This window comes from Pseudothioclava nitratireducens, assembly GCF_029210495.1.
Lineage (GTDB): Bacteria > Pseudomonadota > Alphaproteobacteria > Rhodobacterales > Rhodobacteraceae > Pseudothioclava > Pseudothioclava nitratireducens.
Map to the genome: position 1 here is coordinate 85,909 of NZ_JARGDK010000002.1, position 19,999 is coordinate 105,907.

A 19,999-nucleotide genomic window follows, 5' to 3' on the forward strand; every position below is an offset into this window, starting at 1 on the left:
CCCGGGAGAAGCTTATTGAGCGTTGGATTCGATATAGGCGATGACCGCCGCGATATCTTCATCCTTCTTCAGACCGGCAAACGACATCTTGTTCTTCGGGATGTAGCCTTTGGGGTCTTTCAGATACGCAGCAACGGTTTCCTCGGTCCAAACGAAGCCCTCGTCAGCCTTGGCCTTCATCGCGGGCGAATATTTGAACCCGTCGACCGAGGCGATCGAACGACCGATCAGACCGTTGAGCACCGGACCGACCTTGTTCTTGGCGTCGGGACCAACCTGGTGGCAGGCCTTGCACTTCTTGAACACGGTCTCACCCGCTGCGACGAGCGCCGGATTGAGCGCAGCCGCTGCTGCCGGAGCGGCCTCAGCCGCCGGTGCCTCTGCGGCCGGTGCCGCCTCTTCTGCAGCCGCGACCTCGGTCTCTGCCGGGGTTTCCGCCGCAGCTTCTTCGGCGCCCTCTTCTTCCGGAGTCACGTCCAGAACGGCCGCGCGCATCGTGATCTCCACGTTCTCCTTGCAGTTTTCCATGCAACGATTGGTGAAGTTCGGATACTCGGTCTCGGCGCGGTCGTCGATGATGAACCCATCCGCGTTCGGCATCTCGACTTCGAGGAAATTCTCGTTCGAGAGCACGAAATCATCGTCCACGAGGTTGTTCGAGTAGATGATGTAGGCGGTGATCGCATAGGTCTCGTCGACGGTCAGCGACTGCGCATCACCGAACGGCATCGAGCGGTGCGCGTAGTCCCAAACGGTCGAGAGATAGGGCCAGTAGGACCCCACGGTCTTGATCGGGTCCTTGCGCGCCAGCGTGTCCTCGCCACCGGCCAGTTTCGGCCAGTTGTCGACGCCCTCGGCGAATTCACCGTGGCAAACCGCGCATTTGTCCGAGAACAGATACTCGCCGTCCTCGACCGAACCCGAGCCGACCGGGAGGCCGGTGCCATCGGGCGAGACATCGAGGTTCCATGCCGCGATTTCCTCGGGCAGAGCCTCACGGCCCAGACCGAAGCCTTCGGCATAGGCCGGGGCGGCCAGCGGCGCGACGATCGCCGCACCGATCAGAAGATTACGAAACTTCGACATTCTCTGCCTCCCCGTTCTCCTTGACCCACCAGGTCTGGATGCAGTTGTTGTGATAGACCGAGTTCTCACCGCGCACGTCGCGCAGCTGCTTCTTGGTCGGCTGGACATAGCCGGTCTCATCGGTCGCGCGCGATTGCAGCAGCATCTCGGACCCGTCCCACTCGATATCGAGATAGAAGCGGGTGAGCGCCATTTTCTGCCCCGGTGCGGCCAGACGGGCCTCGGTCCAGGTCTTGCCGCCGTCGATCGAAACATCGACCGCGGTGATCGCGCCACGGCCCGACCATGCCAGACCGGTGATGACCAGCGGGCCTTTGCCGTGCTTGATCGGCGATTGCGGGCTGGGCGAGGTGACCACGGATTTCGCATCCATGACCCAGGTCCACTTCCGCGAGGTGCCATCGGCCAGCGTGTCGGTGTATTTCGAGGTTTCTTCGCGGCTCTCGACGGCTTGATCGGTCACTTCGACGCGACGCAGCCACTTGACCCACATGTTGCCTTCCCAGCCGGGAACGCACAGACGGACCGGGTAGCCGTGCTCCTTGCGAAGCGCTTCACCATTGGCCTTGAACGCCACGAGACAGTCGTCCAGCGCTTTCTCGATCGGGATCGAGCGGCCGTTCGAGGACGCATCCGCACCCTCGACGTAGATCCATTTGCCTTCCGGCTTCACGCCTGCTTCTTCGAGAAGCGTGCGCAGCGTGACGCCCGAATATTCCATGTTGTGGATCATGCCATGGGTGAACTGCGCGCCGTTCAGCTGCGCGCCCGCCCATTCCATGCCGGTATTGGCCGCACATTCGAGGAAGTAGGTGCGGTTCACACGCGGGAAGCGCTCCAGATCCTCGTAGGTGAAGACCAGCGGCTTGTCGACGAGGCCGTGGATCATCAGGCGGTAGTCTTCCTTGGCCAACTCGATCGCACCCGAGTGGTGACGCTCGAACGCGCAGCCCGCCGGGGTGATCGTGCCGTCCAGCGCGTGGATCGGCGTGAAGTTGATCGAGGAAATCACGTCCGCGGTCAGCCATTCCACGTTGCGGCGAATGACATCGCCCTCGAACCGGATCGGCAGGCCATAGGGCGTGGCGTCCACACCGTCACCCCAGCCGGTCGCCCAGGGCTGCTTTTCGGTGATCAGCGGGTCCGGCGTGCCTTCGGCCTTTGCCGCTGCCGCGCCCGCCACCAGAGCACCCGCCGCCGCACCGCCGCGCAGGAAATTGCGGCGGTTCAGCGCGAGGCCGGAGTCGGTCGCGGGCAGAGTTGCGCGTTCCTTCTCGTCCATCATCTTCTCCTTTAGTCTCAATCCCTTGCGGGACATTCCTGAATTCCCAACGACCTTAGAGGCCGCTGACAACAACCGAGTTATTGGGTTCAAGCTTCACGGTGCCGATCTTGCGGACATGGCTTTCGATCACGTCCCAGATCTGCGGCCCTTCGGTGCCCTCGTTGACCGAGGCCCAGCCGGCCACGACGTAAGACCGGTTTTCGTCGATTTCCGAACCGTCCTTGAGCAGCGTCATGTTCGAGATGCGCTCCCCGATCGGCTTGGACACGTCGATGTGGTAGCCCATACCGCCGATACGAACCATGTCACCGCCCTGCTGGTAATAGGGGTCGGTGTTGAAGATGTTGTCGGCCACGTCTTCAAGGATGGTGCGGATCGTCTGACCGGTCATCTCGGTGCGGTAGCACGCGCCATAGGTCATCGAGGTCACGTTGTGGATGTCCTCGCGGGTGATGTTGTCACCCGGCAGCAGCGTGGTGCCCCAGCGCACGCCCGGCGACATTGCGATCTCGGCGTCACGCTCCGACAGGATCGCGTCACAGATCAGGTCGTCCCAGGTGCCGTTGAAGTTGCCGCGACGATAGAGAAGGCTCTCGGTCTGGCCGACGACTTCTTCGAGTTCGGCTTTGAAGGGCTCGCGCTCGGCGTCGATCAGGGCGGCCATCTCGGCATCGGGCTCGATCACGTCCGAGAAGATCGGGATCAGCTTGTGGCGGAAGCCCATCATGCGGCCATCGCGCACGTCGAGATCGACGCGGCTGACGAATTTGCCGTTCGAGCCCGAAGCGATCAGGATGGTATCGCCGACCAGAACCGGCTCTGGCACCGCGTCGTGGGTGTGGCCGGTCAGGATCACGTCGATGCCCTTCACGCGGCTGACCATCTTGCGGTCGACGTCGAAGCCGTTATGCGACAGGCAGACGACCAGATCGACGCCCTCGGCGCGCACCTCGTCGACGACCTCTTGCATACGCTCCTCGCGGATGCCGAAGGAGTAGTTCGGGAACATCCATTTCGGGTTCGCGATCGGCATATAGGGGAAGGCCTGACCGATGACTGCAACGCGCACGCCGCCGGTTTCAAAGATCTTGTAGGGCTCGAAGGCGGGCTCGTCCCACTCGGCGTCGAAGATGTTCGCGCCAAGGAACGGGAAGGGCAGCGTTTCCACGATCTCGTTCACACGGTCCTGACCGAAGGTCCATTCCCAGTGCGAGGTCATCGCATCGACGCCCAGCTTGTTCATGATGTTGACCATGTCCTGACCCGCGGTCTTGAACGAGGTCATCGAGCCGTGCCACGTATCGCCGCCGTCAAGCAGCAGCGCGTCCGGGCGCTCCGACTTGATCGATTTGACGACGGTCGCAACGCGATCCATGCCGCCCATCTTGCCGTAAGCCTTGCCGAGATCGACGAAATTCTCGTAGGTCAGCGCGTAGGCATCGGGGCTTTCGGGCTTGATGTTGAACATGTTGAGGAAGTCCTTGCCCACGACATGCGGCGGGACGCCCTTGGCCTCACCCACCCCGATATTCACTTCCGGCTCGCGGAAATAGATCGGCTTGGCCTGCGCGTGAATGTCGGTGATGTGGATCAGCGTGACATTCCCGAAGGCGTCGAATTGCAGAAGCTGGTCCTGCGTCAGCGATTGCTGCGCCATCGCGCGCGACCAGCGCGAGAGGCCCGAAGTGCCAAGAATGGTCGAGGCCGCAAGGCTCGCCTGAAGAAATTCCCGCCGGGAAATCATGCTCTCTTCTCCTTCTTCGCCCCCGCGCCGGGGGCCCGATCGTTCACAAATTGCCTAACGAATTCAGACAGATAGTGATGTTTGAATATGTCTGAGCAGAAAAAAGCGGGGACCGGATACCCGGACCCCGCCCATTCAGATTAGGGGCGAACCGCCACGCCTTCGATGTCGAGGCCCATGCCGCGCGAAGCAACGTAGAGTTCCAGTTCGCGGAACTCCTGGCTGCCAGCCGCGAAGGTCTCGGCGCGGGTGTCACGCACACAACCCACGAAACGCTGGTGGATCGAAACGGCAGCGCCATCCTTCAGACGATAGAGCGGGAAGCCGTTGGTCTGGCCCTGGCTCAGGTGGTCGGCGCGGATGTTGTTGCCGTAGTTTTCTTCATGGCACGACGCGCAGGACATTTCGAGCTGGCCGAAGCGGGTGTAGTAGATCTCTTTGCCGCGCTCCCAGAACTCTGCGGCGGGGCCGTCGATTGCGACGTTGACCGGCATGCCGCGCGATTGCAGCGAGATTGCCGAGGTCATGTCTTTCATCTCGTTCGAGTTCCACTTGAGCGCTTCAGCGCCCATACGGTTCGTGCGGCAGTCGTTGATGTAGTCTTCCATCGACCAGAGCGCACCGGCGGCGTTCACCTTCGGCATCGCGGCGCGCACGCCCTTCATGCCTTCTTCGAGCGCACCGTGGCAATCGGCGCAAGCCTTGCCCTCAGTGCCTTCGGCGGTGGTCCATGCTTCCGCGCCACGCTCAACATAGATGAACATCGGGTTGTCGAAATCGTCCATCTGCATGGCACGGGTTTCGTCGGTGCGGAACAGCCAGCCCGAATAAACCTCGCTCATATGCCCGTCGAGATGGGGCGCCGCAGCGGCCTTGGTGGTGATGGTCAGTTCTTCATTGACGACCAGCTCGTCATCGACCGGCTCGGCGATGGCGGGGCCGAAACCGATGGCCAGAGCGGCCATGGCGGCGAAAGTGGTGCGGCTGAAACGCAGCGTCATTCCTTTGATCCTCCCTGGGTGGTTCCCGCGCCCACCGCTGTGGTGGGCGCGGAACAGTCCTTGGTCAGCGCGCTCCCTCACGCGCCCCCTGTCCGGGTCGAGTGGCCTTAGGCCACTTCGATCGACTTGCTGTCTTCGTAGACCGAGCCGTCGTCATCGTACCAGGTGAACTTGAAGTCACCCGATGCGTCGACAAGAGCTTCGAACTCGAAATAGGGGTTGGTCGAAACGGCCGGTTCCAGCGCGATGTCGATGACGTTCTCGCCATTGAAGTCGCAGGTCAGGCGGTTGATGATCGAACGCGGGATCAGGTTGCCATCCTTGTCCTTGCGCTGGCCCGATTCCATCGGGTGCGTGATCAGGCACTTGATGGTCACGGCTTCACCAGCCGAGGCCGATTTCGGCACTTTCACGCGCGGTTTGACGTTGTCTGCCATGATGTATCTCCTCGAAACTCTGGATTAGCCGCCGCAGCCGCCGATGGTGACTTTGACGGTGGCCGAAGCTTGCTTGAAGCTGCCGTCCGCCATTTTCGCAACTGCGACGACGTCTTGCGTCTTCGAGAGGCGAATGCGGGTCTCGGCGCGCTGAGCAGCGGCTTTCGGACCGAAGGTATAGGTGACGACACCCGGGGTCGGGTTGCCGGTGGCGTAGAGCGCGATGGCGACTGCGCCCGGCGCGTCGACGCCGATCGGAACGCCGTTGCCGTTTTCGGCGATTTCCGGCGCGGTCAGGGTGATGCCGTCGGTGCCGACTTCAGCGCCGCCGGTGAAGGCTGCGATTGCGTCTGCGCCGGCGTCTGCCATTGCACGGGCAGGCAGCAGCGAGGCGGCCACACCGCCCATTGCCAGTGCCAGCGCGTCACGTCTGGTAAGGGTCATGTCATTACTCCTCTCGGGGTTATCTCAGGGTCATCATTCCTTGAGGGTCATCAGGAATGCGACCACATCTTCGACCTGTTGTGCGGTCAGGATGGGCGGCAGGTCAGCGGGTGCCGCCTTGCCGGTATATGCGTCACCGGGACGGATGAACGGGCCGGTTTTATACATGCCCGGCATCACGGTGCCTTCGAAAGTGTGCTTCGCATCGATCACGATGCCGCGCAGCTGCGCTTCTTCCCAGCGATCGGCCGCGCCATTGAGCGACGGACCGACATTGCCCTGGAAGTCGGCGCTCAGCGCCGAGATTTCGTGGCAGGCCACACAGTTGCCCAGCGGACGGGTCGCCGCGACTTTCGCACCCTCTTCCGGATTGCCCGGAACGCCGGTGAGCGATTGTGCAACAGCACCTTCCTCGAACGTGACTTCGGTCGGCGCGGTTTCCGCAAAAGCGGCGCCGGCGGCGAAGATAACTGCAGTAGCCAGAACAACGTGGCGTTTCATCGAAGACCTCCCAATTCTTCTCCCGATTCCGTTCTACACGGCTGCGACCTTCTGGCGCAACCTGAAAATTCACATATCTGCATATGTTCGCCGCAGCGCAGCGTGAGCAAGATCATTGCGGATTCACCTGAGAGGCAAGAAACTTTTGAAAATTCTCGCCATTTTCATAGCCATGATCTTTCACCCAGGTCAAAAGCGCCTTGGTCGTCCCCTTACCGAAGGCCCCCGGCATCTGGGCAACCGTCACCTTGTTGGCGGACATGCCTCCGGGCACTTCCTCGGGGAAAAACATCATCGTGGGGGTGAACATGACCCCCCACTTCATCGCCATTTCCTTTTCCGAAAGAACCTCTCCGTCGAAATCGGTAATCTCGATGTCACCAAACAGATTCATCTGCACGACAAAGTAGTTATCCTCGATCAGCGCGGCGATTTCGGGGTCGGGAAACACCTCTTCGTGCATCTTCTTGCAATAGATGCAGCCGCGCTGTTCCCAGATCACCATGAGGCGTTTGCCCTCGGCATTGGCATCTGCCAGATCCTCGGACATGTCGCGGAATGTCTCGCGCATCCAGCCGGTTTTGTGGAGCCCGTCCTCCCCCATCTCGGCCGCGCCGAGTGGCAGGGCGAGCGCGATCGTGGTCAGTGCAGCAGTCAAAAAGTGGCGCATGGGTTTCTCCTCCCTGTGGTCCCGCGGTTTACCCGATGGAGGTAAACGAGGGGAAAACTCTGATCATCCAGTCGGCAATGTAGCTCAGCGTGTCGGTCGCAATCAGCACCGCGAACAGAATCAGCATCACCCCCATCACCTTCTCGACATAGGCCAACTTGGCGCGATGACGGTTCATCAAGGCGAGGAACGGGCGCGCAAAGAAGGCTGCGAGAATGAACGGCGCGGTCATGCCGATTCCATAGAAGAACAGCAGCGCCGTCCCGCGCGAGATATCCCCCATCCCCGAGGCGACCATCAGGATTGCCGCCAAGGCGGGCCCCACGCAGGGGGTCCAGCCGAAACCGAATGCCAGCCCCGTTACATAAGCGCCGAAGATCGTCGATGGATCGGCCTTGGATTCGAGCCGGGCCTCACGATAGAGGAAGGGAATGCGCAGGATGCCGAGGAAATGCAGCCCGAACAGGAACAGAATCGCCGCCGCAACATAGGATAGCGGCTCGAGCCAGGAGCGGAATGCCTGCCCCAGTGCGGTTGCGCCCATCCCCATCAGCATGAAAATCGTCGTAACACCCAGCGCAAAGGCCACGGCCGATACGACCAGACGCCGCTGCGCGCCGGGCGCGATTTGCCCGCCACCGCGCAGTTCCGACATGGAAATCCCCGCCATATAAGACAGGTAGAACGGCACCATCGGCAAGATACACGGCGTCAGAAAAGACAGAAGGCCCGCCAGAAGCGCGCCCCCGTAGGTGGGGTCCATCAACATAGTGCCTCCCTCAGGCTCCCTCGCGGTGGGTTTCCTTGAACCGCGCCCTGAAACATATTACGATCTTTATATGTAAAAGGGGGTGCGTCAATCATGCAACTTGCGCGGCACGCGTTTTTGATTCTGGTCACCCTCGGTTTGGCCTGCGGCGTCCCCTCTCGAGGGGCACAAGCCGAAACAGCGACACCCTCCGAAATGGAGCAGGCAGATACGCCATTCCGTCTGATCATGGTGGAACAGGCCGGCTGCGCCTATTGCAAGATGTGGAACGATGAGCTGGGGCCGATCTATCCCAAGACGCCCGAAGGGCAACTCGCGCCGCTCGAGCATGTCGATTTGCGCTCGGATTGGGCGGCGGACCTTGAAATCGGCCCCAAGCCGATCTTTACGCCGACCTTCATCCTCCTTGAAAACAGCACCGAGGTCGGGCGCATCGAGGGCTATCCGGGCGAGGATTTCTTCTGGGGATTGCTGGGCATGGCCTTGCGTGATGCAGGCGCGCCCCTCCCTGCGCCGGACTAAGACTTTCACATGGCTCGCCCTTTGCCTTTCTTTCGGGCCATGCTATTGCGAATAAAAGCGGCAAACCGTGCGCAGGCGCGCACCAGTTGAGGAGTCCTGAGGGCGATGGCACCTGATGGGCGGGACACACCTTATCGCGAGGCGGGCGGCACCGATGCCGAACGCTGCGCGACTATGGATGCCGAGGAACTTCTGGGCCGCGCCCGCGACGCCTCCAACCTGCTCAAGGCCCTCGCCCATGAGGGGCGCCTGATGATCATGTGTCATCTCAGTTCCGGCGAAAAATCGGTTACCGAACTCGAAAACCTGCTCGAGTCGCGGCAGGCCGCCGTCAGCCAGCAACTTGCGCGGTTGCGGCTTGAAGGTCTGGTGAGCTGCCGCCGCGAGGGTAAGGCCATCTACTATTCGCTCAGCGATCCGCGCGCCGCGCGCGTGGTGCAACTCGTCTACGACATGTTCTGCAACACCGCGTGACACAGGCTTTCTTATCATCATCGAAGACCGGCCGAACCGGCGCTTCCGAGCCGGGCCGCATTCTGCAAGGGGGGACGCGATGAACAACGTGCCGATGGACGTTCTGGCAGCCTTGGTTGGGCTGGTGGGCGGCTTGGTTCTGGGTCTCGCCGCGCGGCTGGGCGATTTCTGCACGCTGGGCGCGCTGGAAAGCGCCGCCTACGGCAAGGACCAGCGCCGCTTGCGGCTCTGGGGCGTCGTTCTGGCCGTGGCGATCAGCGGGGCGTTTCTGGCCGAGGCCGCCGGCTGGGCGGATCTTGGCGCGACCTTCTACCATTCGATCACCTGGGTGCCGGCGGCCTCGATCGTCGGCGGGCTGATTTTCGGCTATGGCATGGCGCTGGCAGGCAATTGCGGCTTCGGCGCGCTGGTACGCTTTGGCGGCGGCGATCTGCGTTCGCTGGTCGTGGTCGTGGTCATGGGGATTTTTGCCTTCGTGACCCTTTCCGGTCCGCTTGGCCCGCTGCGCACACTGCTGTTCGAGCAAACCCCTGCCACGGCCCCGCAAGGGATCGCGCATTGGCTCGCGGCGCGAACCGGCGTGGCACCGCTGTTGATCGCCCTGCCGGTCGCCGCCGGGTTCCTGATCTGGGGGCTGGCCTACGCGCCGCTGCGCGCCGACAAGCGCCGTATCCTTTGGGGTATCGCGGCAGGTCTCGCCATCGTCTGGTGCCTTGTCGCAACGAGTTCGCTCAACCGCGAGAGCTTTGGCGCCGTGGGCGTCGAGGCCCCCTCCTTCACCGCGCCGCTGGGCCGCACGATCCTTTATTTCATGACCTCCACGGCAGGCGGGATCACCTTCTCCGTCGGTCTTGTCGCGGGCGTGCTGGCCGGGTCGTTCAGCGGGTCGCTGATCCGCGGGCTGTTCCGCTGGGAGGCCTGCGAGGACCCGCGCGAGCTTGGACGGCAGGTCTCGGGCGCGGCGCTGATGGGGATCGGCGGGACGATCGCGCTTGGCTGCTCCATCGGTCAGGGCGTAAGCGCGATGTCGGTGCTCGCCTTCTCGGCGCCAGTTACACTGGCCGCCATCGTCATTGGCGGGCTGTTTGGGCTGCGCCAGATGATCCACGGCTTCCAGCCCGACTGACCACCCGCCGGAAAAGCCCGGACCCTATGGAAAACGGCGCGCCTTGCAGGGCGCGCCGTTTCGTTTCCACCACACCGTTCGGGATCAGCTCAGCATGAGATCAAGCGGCGGCAGCACCGGTTCGATATACCAAGCCGCGATTTCCGAGGCCGTCAGCCCTTCGAACAGGATCGTGTCATTCGTATCGAGCGACAGAAGCGCACCGCCCTCGACATCGGTCAGGGTCACCCCTGCATGACCAAGCATATAGGCACCGAGGTCCAGCCCCTCGATCGTCACGCTGTCGATCCCAAGCTCAAGGTCGGTGATAACGACATCACCCTGCTTGCGACTGGTCAGGTAGCGGAAATCGAAATGATCCGCCCCGTCTCCCCCGGTCAGAACGTGATCACCGCCCGATTTCATGCCGATCAGGATATGGTCATCCCCCTCCCCCGCATCGACCTCGGTCGCCTGATTGCCGGTGGTGATATAGTCATCGCCCGCGCCCCCGATGAGCAGGTTCGAGCCCTGATTGCCATGGATCGTGTCATTGCCCGCGCCGCCGTCAATCGTGTCATTGCCGCGATTGCCATTCAGGCTGTCATTGCCCTCCCCACCCAGCAGGAGATCATCACCCGAGCCGCCACCGATCAGGTCATCGCCCGCACCGCCGACAATCATGTCATCCGCGTCCCCCGCGATCACCCGCGCGCCGGCATCATCGAGATAGGTGACGTTCACAAAGCTCATCGAGCCATCCCGGAGAAGGTCGAGCGCATCGACCCCAAGGAGCACCGCCTCTCCGCCAGTGCCGTTGGCGACGATCGCCCCCTCCTCGCCCTGCGACAGGCTAAGGGTGCCCAGCGGCGGCAGCGGTCCGGGCAGCCCCGCCTCGCCCTCAACCGCGACCAGTTGCAGTTCGGGCGTGACGGGTAGCGTGGGCCCCTCGATCAGATCGACACCAAGTTCGAAATCGGTGATCCGCACGGTGTATTCAGTGTTCTCATACTCGGGGAAATGCTCGAGCACGAAGCGGTCGGCACCACTGCCGCCGGTGGCCTCGAAACTCGCGCCGCGCTCGGAAAAGAAATGGAGCACGTCGTCATCGGCCCCACCGTCGAGCGCGCCCCCCGCGCCCCCGGAATACAACGAGTCATTGCCTTCATTGCCGAACATATCGGCGGCGCTATCCCAATAGCCGCCCAACATGTCGTTGCCGGCGCCGCCGATCAAAGTGTCCTGACCGCTGGGCGAGACCAGCATGTCGTCGCCCTCATCCCCAGAGGCCAGATCGTCCCCCAAGCCGGTGAAAATCGAGTCATTCCCGCCCGCGCCCAGAATGACGTCGTTTTCATCCGTGCCCTGCAATTCCTCGCTTGCCGCGGTACCAAAGACAAAACCCATAATAATCCCCCCAAAAAACATGCCCGGCGCACCGAACGCCTCCATTAGACATGGTTAACTGTTGGCGAAGCAACTGATTTTGCCCAAGAATTGCCGCAATCGCGCGCGTATTGATCGGTGAAAAGGAAACGCGCCCCAAAAGGGGCGCGTATTGTTTTCAACTCCGGAACAGTTGCGCCTATGCGCCCCGCTCAGGTCTTGAAGATGCGGTAAATTGCGGGAATCACCAGCACCGTCAGCAGGGTCGAACTGAGCAACCCGAACAGCAGCGAAATCGCAAGGCCTTGGAAGATCGGGTCCGCGAGGATCACCACCGCGCCGATCATCGCCGCAATCGCCGTCAGAAGGATCGGCTTGAACCGGATCGCGCCCGCCTCGATCAGGATGTCGATATCCGATTTGCCGGTCGTATCGGCATGGCGGATGAAATCGACCAGCAGGATCGAGTTGCGCACGATGATGCCCGCCAGCGCGATGAAACCGATCATCGAGGTCGCCGAGAACGGCGCGCCAAAGATCAGGTGTCCGGCCATGATCCCAAGGAATGTGAGCGGGATCGGCGTCAGGATCACCAGCGGCAGGCGGAACGAGCCGAACTGCGCGACGACGAGGATATAGATCCCCAGAAGCGCCACACCAAAGGCCGCGCCCATGTCGCGGAACGTGACCCAGGTCACCTCCCATTCGCCGTCCCACAGAAGCGTGACTTTGCTCTCGTCCTCAGGCTGGCCATGAAGGCTGATTTCCGGGCGTTCGCCCTCGGCCCAGTCGATGCTGTCGAGCGCGTCCGACACCGCGATCATGCCGTAAAGTGGCGCCTCGAAGGTCCCGGCGAGTTCGGCTGTAACCATCTCGGCCTCGCGCCCGTTATGGCGAAAGATCGGGAAGCTCGCGCGCTCCTCGCGGATGGTGACAACATCGCCAAGTTCCACGACCCCTCGCGCGCCCGGCAGGACGTTTTGCGGGATCGGCGTCGACAAGGTCGCCTCGTCCATCACCTTGGCGCCCTTGGCGCGCTCCACCACGATCGGCAGCGGCGCACGCCCCTCGCCGCGATGCGAATAGCCGACCGTGGTCGAACCGTTCAGGAGGCCCAGCGTGTCGAACACATCGCTTTCCTGAACCTGGAAGAACTCCAGATCGTCGGAATTGACCGTCGCGCGCAGACGGCGGGCCTGCTCGCCAAAGCTGTCATCCACATCGACGATATAGGGCACGCTCTCGAAGGCCTGACGGATCTTGGCCGCAGCCGCACGGCGCGTCTCGGCATCGGGACCGTAGACTTCGGCCAGCAGCGTCGAGATCACCGGCGGGCCGGGCGGCGGCTCGACGGTTTTCAGGCTCGTGCCCTTGGGCACCGGAAGCTGCATGATCCGCTCACGAATATCGAGCGCGATTTCATGCGAGCTGCGGTCGCGCTCAGTCTTGTTGGTGAGGTTGATCTGCACATCGCCCTGCCACGGATAGGCGCGCAGGTAGTAGTGACGCACCAGCCCGTTGAAGTTGAACGGCGCGGCCGCCCCGGCATGGGTCTGCACCGAAAGCACCTCGGGCAGTTCGGTAACCACAGCCGCCACACGCTGCGCGACCATATCGGTATCCTCGACCGAGGCCCCTTCGGGCAGGTCGATCACCACCGACAGTTCCGACTTGTTGTCGAAGGGCAGAAGTTTCACCGTCACATGCTTGGTGTACAGCAGCCCCAGCGAGCCGAAGGACAAGACGACCGTGACCAGCAGGAACAGCCCCGAGGCCCTCTTCGTCGCAAGGATCGGCTTGGCCACGCGGGCATAAAGCGCGCCCAGCTTGCCGCCATGCTCGCCCTCGTGATGATGCAGCGGTGCCTTGCCCGCGATCTTCACCATCAGCCAGGGCGTGATGATCACCGCCACGAAGAACGAAAAGATCATCGCCGCCGAAGCATTCGACGGGATCGGTGACATGTAGGGCCCCATCAGACCCGACACGAAGAGCATCGGCAAAAGCGCCGCCACCACCGTCAGCGTCGCCACGATGGTCGGGTTCCCGACTTCGGCAACGGCACTGATCGCCTTTTGCACGCGGGTCCCCGGCGTCTTGAGGCCCCAGTGGCGGGCGATATTCTCGATCACCACGATGGCATCATCGACCAGAATCCCGATCGAGAAGATCAGCGCGAACAGCGAAACGCGGTTGAGCGTGTAGCCCATGATATTGGCCGCAAACAGCGTGAGCAGGATCGTCACCGGGATCACGATGGCGACCACGATGGACTCGCGCCAGCCAATCGCAAAGAGCACAAGCGCGATGATCGACACCGTCGCAAGGCCAAGGTGGAACAGCAGCTCGTTGGCCTTTTCATTGGCGGTTTCGCCATAGTCGCGGGTGATCTGAACCTCGATCTCCTCGGGGATCAGCTCGCCCTTCAGCTCTTCGACACGGTGCAGGATTTCCTCGGCCACGACCACGGCATTGGCGCCCGCGCGCTTGGCCACGGCAAGCGTCACCGCCGGGCGGCGCTGGATCGTGCCATCCTCGGCGCGGGTGACATTGGCCACCAGATGATCCGACGTGTCAGGGACAAAACTCACATCCGCCACGTCGGAGACATAGACCGGACGCCCATCGCGCGCCGTCAGCAACAGCCCCGCGATTTCGGCGGGCGCAGTCAGGGTCTCGCCCGCGACGAGGTCGATCTGCTCGCCGCCATCGCGCAGCTTGCCGGTATTGAAGGACCGGTTCGCCTGCTGCACCTTGTAGCTCAGCGATTGCAGCGTGATCCCATACAGCGCAAGCTTCTCCGGGTCGGGCGCGATGCGGATCGCCTCATGCGCCTCGCCCACGATATAGGACAGGCCCACATTCTCGATCTTGGTGACCTCGGTCTGCAATTCGCGGGTGATCCGCGTCAGCTCATTGGCGCTGACATCCGAACCGGGCTTGCCCGACAGTGTCAGCGAAACGATCGCCACATCGTCGATACCGCGCGCGACGATCATCGGCTCGGCAATGCCCACCGGGATACGGTCCATATTGGCGCGCACCTTCTCATGGACGCGCAGAATCGCGGAATCCGCGGAGGTTCCGACGATGAACCGCGCCATCACCAGCGCATAGTCATCCGAGGTTTGCGAGTAGACATGCTCGACCTCGTTGATGCCCTTGACGATGGTCTCCATCGGCTCGGTCACGAGCTTCATCGCGTCCTCGGCCTTGAGGCCCGGCGCCTGGATATGGATATCCACCATCGGCACCGAGATCTGCGGCTCTTCCTCGCGCGGGAGCGAGATCAGCGCGACAAAGCCCACGGCGAGCGCCGCGAGGATCATCAAGGGCGTGAGCGCGGATTCGATGAAAGCCTTGGTCAGCTTGCCAGCGATCCCAAGCTTTTCCTCTGGGACTTCAGCCCCTTCGGAGGCGTTGTTCAGATCAGTGCTCATGCGCCACCACCGTTTCGCCGCCTTGCAGACCGGTCAGGATCTCGACCATCTCGACACCATCCACCACGAAGCGGGTGCCCGGAACGATCGCGCGCTCGCTGAGCGTCTCGCCCTCTTGCACCACCACGAAATCCAGCCCCGCATGGGTTCGGATCAGGTCAGCAGGCACCGAAAGCGCCTCGCGCACGGCCATGGGAAGACGCACCAGCACCCGCGCGTTCACGAAGCCCGCGTCCAGATCGGGCACATCAACATCGGCCACGACGCGGCCATTCTCGATCGAGGGGTAAACCTTCGCCAGCACGCCCTCTTTGTCGCCGTCGGCGGTCTCGATGGTGATCGTGTCACCCTCGGTCAGCGCGCCAGCATGGCGCTCCGGCACAGCGAGCGTCAGGAAGAACCCGCCGCCGCCGATGGTGGCCACCGGCTCCCCGGCCATGACAACCGCGCCCTTGGCAACCGGCACCGTCAGCACGCGCCCCGAGATCGGTGCCAGAACTTCACCCTCGGTCTGCTGTTGCTCGACCACCCGGCGCTGCGCCTGTTGCGCGGCGATCTGACCTTCGAGCACATTGACCTGCGTGCGCAGGCTGTCGAGTTGCTGCGCCGTGGTCACGCCCCGGCTGAGCAGCGCCTCGCCGCGCGCAAGTTCGGCCTGCGCATTCTCAAGCTGCGCAGTCAGCGCGTTAAGCTGCGCATCGACCGCCCCCAGTTGAAACGCGATTTTCTCATCGACGATCCGCCCCAGCGGCTGCCCCGCCTGCACCTGATCGCCCTCGGACACCGAGAGATCAACCAGCGTGCCGCCGAGACGCGCCCGTGCCGGGATCATGTCCTTGGCCTCCACCTGCCCGTAAACCGCCTTCCAGTCGGTCATCGGCGCGGGCTGAACGGTATAGGGCCCTTCGGCGCGGGCCGCGAATGACAGGCTCAGCGCGACAAGCGCGAGCGGCAGGATCTTGGCGTTCATGGTTCTGGTCCTTCCCTTCCGGCGGCGCAGGGCCTTACATTCCGGTTTTTGAATGTGTCGTCTCTTACCGAAAATTCAACCCTCAAGCAAGAGTTTCCGCCTTGATTTGTATCAGGCCAGCGCGGGGCTTTCGCCTGTCAATTTCATGCGCTAAACGCTTAAGCGCCAGCAAAGAGGTGACCCATGCACGACATCCGCGCCATTCGTGAAAATCCCGAGCAGTTCGACGCAGCGCTTGCGCGCCGTGGGCTGAGCGCGCTGTCGCCCGGCATCCTCGCCCTCGACGAGGCCCGCCGCGCAGCGATCCTTGCGGCGGAAACCGCACAGGCCGAGCAGAACGCCGCCTCGAAACAGGTTGGCGCGGCCAAGGCAAAAGGGGACGAAGCCGAGTTCGAGCGCCTCCGTGCGTTGGTGGCCGAGAAGAAAACCGAAGTGGCCGCGATGCAGGCCGAAGCGTCCGCCAAGGACGCCGAACTGCGCGACATCCTTCTGACCATCCCGAACCTGCCGCTGGAGGAGGTGCCGCAGGGTGCGGATGAGGACGACAACGTCGAGATTTCGACCTGGGGGGAGCCGCGCAAGCTCGATTTCGCTCCGAAAGAGCATTTCGAACTGTCGGGTGTCGGTGCCAATATGGATTTCGGCACCGCCGCCAAGCTCTCCGGATCGCGTTTCGTCGTGCTCAAGGGCGGTGTGGCCCGCGTCCACCGGGCGCTGGCGCAATTCATGCTCGACCTGCATGTCGACGAGCATGACCTGAGCGAGAATATCACCCCCGTTCTGGTGCGCGACGAGGCGATGCTGGGCACCGGGCAGTTGCCGAAATTCTCGGAGGACAGCTATCAGACGACCAATGGCTGGTGGCTGATCCCGACCGCCGAGGTCACCCTGACCAATTACAGCGCCGGCGACGTGCTCGACGAGAACGCCCTGCCCCTGCGCATGGTCGCGCATACCAACTGCTTCCGCTCCGAGGCCGGGTCGGCGGGCAAGGACACGTCGGGCATGCTGCGCCAGCACCAGTTCGAGAAAGTCGAGATGGTCACGATCTGCCATCCTGAAACCGCCATCGCGGAACACGAGCGCATGACCCGCTGCGCCGAAACCGTGCTGGAACGCCTCGGCCTGCCCTATCGCAAGATCGTGCTTTGCACGGGCGACATGGGCTTTGGCGCGCAAAAGACCTATGACCTCGAGGTCTGGCTGCCCGGACAGGACAAATACCGCGAGATCAGCTCGGTCTCGACCTGTGGCCAGTTCCAGGCCCGCCGCATGAACGCGCGCTTCAAGCCCGCAGCGGGCGGCAAACCGGATTTCGTGGCGACGCTGAACGGCTCCGGCCTAGCGGTCGGGCGCTGCCTGATCGCGGTGCTCGAAAACGGGCAAGAGGCGGATGGTTCGGTCACACTGCCGGACGCGCTGCACCCCTATCTCGGCGGCAAAACGCGCCTCGTCGACGGGCACCTCGTTTAATTTTACGGCACGCACGGGGGCGATGCGGAGATATCCGGCAGCGCCATCCCGTCGCGCTGCGTAGGGCACTGTTTGGTGCTAAGGTGGGACGACTCATCCAGGCAGGAGTGTCCGCCATGACCCGCAGCCTCTCCGAAATCGACCGCGAGACCCGCAAAATCCTCGCCATTGACCGCGAACGGATGCCCGACCACGTGGCCGGGCTTCTCGCCCGGCGCGCGCTGTCGCGGGTCGTGCACGACCTCAACCGCGTCACACTGACCCAAAGTGGCCCGATACGCGACAGGGCGGAACGCGCCTTGCAGCGCATGGGCTTTCTCTGAACGATCCCGCGAGGAACCAAACGCCGCGCGGCGCGTTTCACGCGTGCAGGTGTTCTGAAAGGCGATCCTATGCGTATGAAGGCGATTTTGCTGCTGACGGCCACGCTGATTTTCGTGGTCTCCCCTTATTTCGCGCCGTCTTTCCGCGGCTATGAGCCCTCGGACTTCCCGATCCCACCGATAGACCCTGCGATCCAGCCCGCGGGCTGGGCCTTTGCGATCTGGGGTGTGATCTATGCCGCGCTTCTGGCCATGGCCGGTTGGGGGCTGTGGCGCGAGGCCGATAACCCCGTCTGGGATTGCCCACGTTGGGGGATGTTCATCTCGCTCGCCTTGGGGGCAAGCTGGCTTCAGGTCGCCACCGCACAGCCGGTTCTCGCCACGGTGCAAATCTGGGTCATGGCCGCTACCGCGATCTGGGCGATGACGCGGCTGGCGCACCGCCCGCCCGCACTTCTGGCCGCGCCGATTGGGCTTTATGCCGGCTGGCTTACCGCCGCGAGCGGGGTCGGCACGGGGGTCGTGCTGATCGGCTATGGCATCGGCTCCGAGCTTGCGGTCTCGCTCGTGCTACTGACACTGGTGGCCGCCGTTGCGCTCTGGGTCACAGCGCAGACGGACCCGCCGGTAAGCTACCCGCTCGGCGTGATCTGGGCGCTGTTCGGCATCTTCGTCGAGAACTGGGGCGATGCGGTTGTGATGCTCACCGCAGGGGTCTATGCGCTCGCACTTGGCGCCCTCACGGTGCGGCCCTGGTTGCCGCGACCCGCCTGATCCGCACGCGCGGCCAGAGGCAGGCTTGGCCTGCCTCCGGCGAGAATATCTGCCGCTTGATGAAAGGCTCAGTCGTCTTGCTTCTTGGCCGCGCGCTTGACGGCAGCCGCCGCCTTATGCGCCGCCTGCTTCTTCGCATCCACGTGCTTCTTGAGCCGTGACGGGATCGACTTTTTCCTGTCTTTATAGGGGTTTGCCTTACCCTGATCGCGGAAATAGATGCGGATCGGCGTGCCCGGCATGTCGAAATCGTCGCGCAACCCGTTGACCAGATAGCGCCCATAGCTTTCGGGAATCTTGTCGGTATGGGTCGCCTTGATGACAAAGGCCGGGGGCCGCGTCTTGGCCTGCGTGATGTAGCGCAGCTTGATGCGGCGGCCACCAGGTGCGGGCGGCGGGTGCGCCTCGGTCATTGCGACCAGCCAGTTGTTCAGCTTCGCGGTCGAGATCCGGCGGTTCCAGATTTCATGCGCCTTGAGGATCGCGTTATGCAGCCGGTCGAGCCCCTTGCCGGTCTTGGCCGACACGGTTACCAGCGGCGCGCCGCGCAACTGCGGCAACAGGCGCTCGAACGCCTCGCGCAGTTCCTTGAGCTTCTCGGGCTTGTCCTCTTCGAGGTCCCATTTGTTGGCCGCCACGACCACGGCCCGCCCTTCGGTCTCGGCGAAATCGGCGATCCGAAGGTCCTGCTGCTCGAAGGGGATATTCACGTCGAGCAGCACCACAACCACCTCGGCGAAACGCACGGCGCGCAGACCGTCCGCAACCGACAGCTTTTCGAGCTTGTCGTTCACCTTGGCCTTCTTGCGCATGCCCGCCGTGTCCCAGATCCGCATCGGCGTGCCCATGAAATCGGCGGTCACAGAGATCGCGTCGCGGGTGATCCCTGCCTCGGGTCCGGTCAGCAGACGGTCTTCGCCAAGGATCTTGTTGATCAGCGTCGATTTACCCGCATTCGGGCGCCCGATCACCGCGAGTTGCAGCGGTTTGGCGGCGCTCGGCGGCTGGTAGGCGGGTTCTTCGTCCTCATCACCCTCTTCGATCTCGACATCGGTTTCGGGCAGGTCGGCCGCGCGGGCGGCCGCGAATTCGTCCGCGAGCGGCTTCAGCACCGCATAGAGATCGTCGAGCCCCTCACCATGCTCGGCCGAAATCCGCAGCGGCTCGCCAAGGCCCAGCGACCAGGCCTCCATCGCGCCCGCATCACCGGCATGGCCCTCGGCCTTGTTGGCCGCGAGGATCACATGCGCGTTCTTGCGGCGCAGGATGTCGGCGAAAATCTCGTCCGCCGGGGTCACGCCCACGCGCGCATCGACGAGGAACAGGCAGATATCGGCCTCTTCCACGGCGCGCTCGGTCAGGCGGCGCATCCGACCCTGAAGGCTTTCGTCCTCGGCCAGTTCGAGACCCGCCGAGTCGATCACGATGAACTTGAGGTCTCCCAGACGGGCATCCCCCTCGCGCAGGTCGCGGGTCACGCCGGGCGTGTTATCGACCAGCGCCAGCCGCTTGCCGACCAGCCGGTTGAACAGCGTCGATTTGCCGACATTGGGGCGGCCGACGATCGCAAGGGTAAAGCTCATCTGTAGCCTCCA

The 19,999-nt window shown here is 63.1% G+C and carries 19 protein-coding genes; 6 read left to right on the forward strand and 13 right to left on the reverse strand.

All coding sequences use genetic code 11. From position 1 onward, the window contains the following. Positions 1–12: 12 nt before the first annotated feature. The 9 genes from P0X85_RS02625 to P0X85_RS02665 form a co-directional block, all read right to left on the reverse strand. The gene (locus P0X85_RS02625; protein WP_275808009.1) at positions 13–1,086 is read right to left on the reverse strand and encodes a c-type cytochrome; all 1,074 of its coding nucleotides are present in this window, start codon (positions 1,084–1,086) and stop codon (positions 13–15) included. Continuing rightward, positions 1,070–2,368, reverse strand: coding sequence for a sulfite dehydrogenase (gene soxC, locus P0X85_RS02630; protein ID WP_275808013.1), 1,299 nt, complete (start codon positions 2,366–2,368; stop codon positions 1,070–1,072). Before soxC ends, P0X85_RS02625 begins: the two co-directional genes overlap by 17 nt. 55 nt (positions 2,369–2,423) lie before the next feature. Beyond that, positions 2,424–4,115 carry a thiosulfohydrolase SoxB gene (gene soxB, locus P0X85_RS02635; RefSeq protein WP_275808016.1) on the reverse strand — a complete coding sequence of 564 codons (1,692 nt, stop codon included), beginning with the start codon at positions 4,113–4,115 and terminating at the stop codon, positions 2,424–2,426. Between the two features lie 140 nt (positions 4,116–4,255). After that, positions 4,256–5,116, reverse strand: a complete 861-nt coding sequence (soxA, locus tag P0X85_RS02640; protein WP_275808019.1) for a sulfur oxidation c-type cytochrome SoxA — start codon at positions 5,114–5,116, stop codon at positions 4,256–4,258. A gap of 107 nt (positions 5,117–5,223) precedes the next feature. Then, a complete protein-coding gene (soxZ, locus tag P0X85_RS02645; RefSeq protein ID WP_275808023.1) occupies positions 5,224–5,553 on the reverse strand; it encodes a thiosulfate oxidation carrier complex protein SoxZ in 330 nt (109 codons plus the stop codon). A 24-nt stretch (positions 5,554–5,577) separates the two neighbouring features. Further along, on the reverse strand, positions 5,578–5,997 hold the full coding sequence (gene soxY, locus P0X85_RS02650; protein WP_275808026.1) for a thiosulfate oxidation carrier protein SoxY: 420 nt from the start codon (positions 5,995–5,997) through the stop codon (positions 5,578–5,580). 33 nt (positions 5,998–6,030) lie between these two features. Beyond that, positions 6,031–6,498, reverse strand: coding sequence for a sulfur oxidation c-type cytochrome SoxX (gene soxX / locus P0X85_RS02655; protein ID WP_275808029.1), 468 nt, complete (start codon positions 6,496–6,498; stop codon positions 6,031–6,033). Between the two features lie 112 nt (positions 6,499–6,610). After that, positions 6,611–7,168 carry a thioredoxin family protein gene (locus P0X85_RS02660; RefSeq protein ID WP_275808032.1) on the reverse strand — a complete coding sequence of 186 codons (558 nt, stop codon included), beginning with the start codon at positions 7,166–7,168 and terminating at the stop codon, positions 6,611–6,613. Positions 7,169–7,196: 28 nt separating this feature from the next. After that, positions 7,197–7,937, reverse strand: coding sequence for a cytochrome c biogenesis CcdA family protein (locus tag P0X85_RS02665; protein ID WP_420851767.1), 741 nt, complete (start codon positions 7,935–7,937; stop codon positions 7,197–7,199). 93 nt (positions 7,938–8,030) lie between these two features. Here P0X85_RS02665 and P0X85_RS02670 point away from each other — a divergent pair, with 93 nt between their 5' ends. The 3 genes from P0X85_RS02670 (at position 8,031) to P0X85_RS02680 (ending at position 10,059) form a co-directional block, all read left to right on the forward strand. Then, on the forward strand, positions 8,031–8,459 hold the full coding sequence (locus tag P0X85_RS02670) for a thioredoxin family protein (RefSeq protein ID WP_275808036.1): 429 nt from the start codon (positions 8,031–8,033) through the stop codon (positions 8,457–8,459). Positions 8,460–8,633: 174 nt separating this feature from the next. Further along, entirely contained in the window at positions 8,634–8,933 is a 300-nt protein-coding gene (locus P0X85_RS02675) for an ArsR/SmtB family transcription factor (RefSeq protein ID WP_275808798.1), read from the forward strand. A gap of 79 nt (positions 8,934–9,012) precedes the next feature. After that, the gene (locus tag P0X85_RS02680) at positions 9,013–10,059 is read left to right on the forward strand and encodes a YeeE/YedE family protein (protein ID WP_275808038.1); all 1,047 of its coding nucleotides are present in this window, start codon (positions 9,013–9,015) and stop codon (positions 10,057–10,059) included. Positions 10,060–10,143: 84 nt separating this feature from the next. Here P0X85_RS02680 and P0X85_RS02685 read toward each other — a convergent pair whose 3' ends face one another. From P0X85_RS02685 to P0X85_RS02695, 3 genes are all read right to left on the reverse strand, one after another. Next, on the reverse strand, positions 10,144–11,445 hold the full coding sequence (locus tag P0X85_RS02685; RefSeq protein WP_275808041.1) for a calcium-binding protein: 1,302 nt from the start codon (positions 11,443–11,445) through the stop codon (positions 10,144–10,146). A 191-nt stretch (positions 11,446–11,636) separates the two neighbouring features. Next, entirely contained in the window at positions 11,637–14,864 is a 3,228-nt protein-coding gene (locus tag P0X85_RS02690; protein ID WP_275808044.1) for an efflux RND transporter permease subunit, read from the reverse strand. Beyond that, positions 14,854–15,834 carry an efflux RND transporter periplasmic adaptor subunit gene (locus P0X85_RS02695; RefSeq protein WP_275808048.1) on the reverse strand — a complete coding sequence of 327 codons (981 nt, stop codon included), beginning with the start codon at positions 15,832–15,834 and terminating at the stop codon, positions 14,854–14,856. The genes P0X85_RS02690 and P0X85_RS02695 overlap by 11 nt, the downstream gene beginning before the upstream one ends. A 183-nt stretch (positions 15,835–16,017) precedes the next feature. On the opposite strand from P0X85_RS02695, the gene serS reads away from it, so the two are divergent. From serS to P0X85_RS02710, 3 genes are all read left to right on the forward strand, one after another. Continuing rightward, a complete protein-coding gene (gene serS, locus P0X85_RS02700; RefSeq protein WP_275808050.1) occupies positions 16,018–17,307 on the forward strand; it encodes a serine--tRNA ligase in 1,290 nt (429 codons plus the stop codon). A gap of 116 nt (positions 17,308–17,423) precedes the next feature. Next, complete coding sequence (locus P0X85_RS02705; RefSeq protein WP_275808053.1) at positions 17,424–17,630, forward strand: hypothetical protein; 207 nt, start codon at positions 17,424–17,426, stop codon at positions 17,628–17,630. 69 nt (positions 17,631–17,699) lie between these two features. Continuing rightward, positions 17,700–18,404 (forward strand): TspO/MBR family protein, encoded by a 705-nt coding sequence (locus P0X85_RS02710; protein WP_275808056.1) that lies wholly within the window; start codon positions 17,700–17,702, stop codon positions 18,402–18,404. 68 nt (positions 18,405–18,472) lie between these two features. On the opposite strand, the gene der is transcribed toward P0X85_RS02710, so the two are convergent. Next, positions 18,473–19,987 (reverse strand): ribosome biogenesis GTPase Der, encoded by a 1,515-nt coding sequence (gene der / locus P0X85_RS02715; RefSeq protein WP_275808059.1) that lies wholly within the window; start codon positions 19,985–19,987, stop codon positions 18,473–18,475. Between the last annotated feature and the right edge of the window lie 12 nt (positions 19,988–19,999).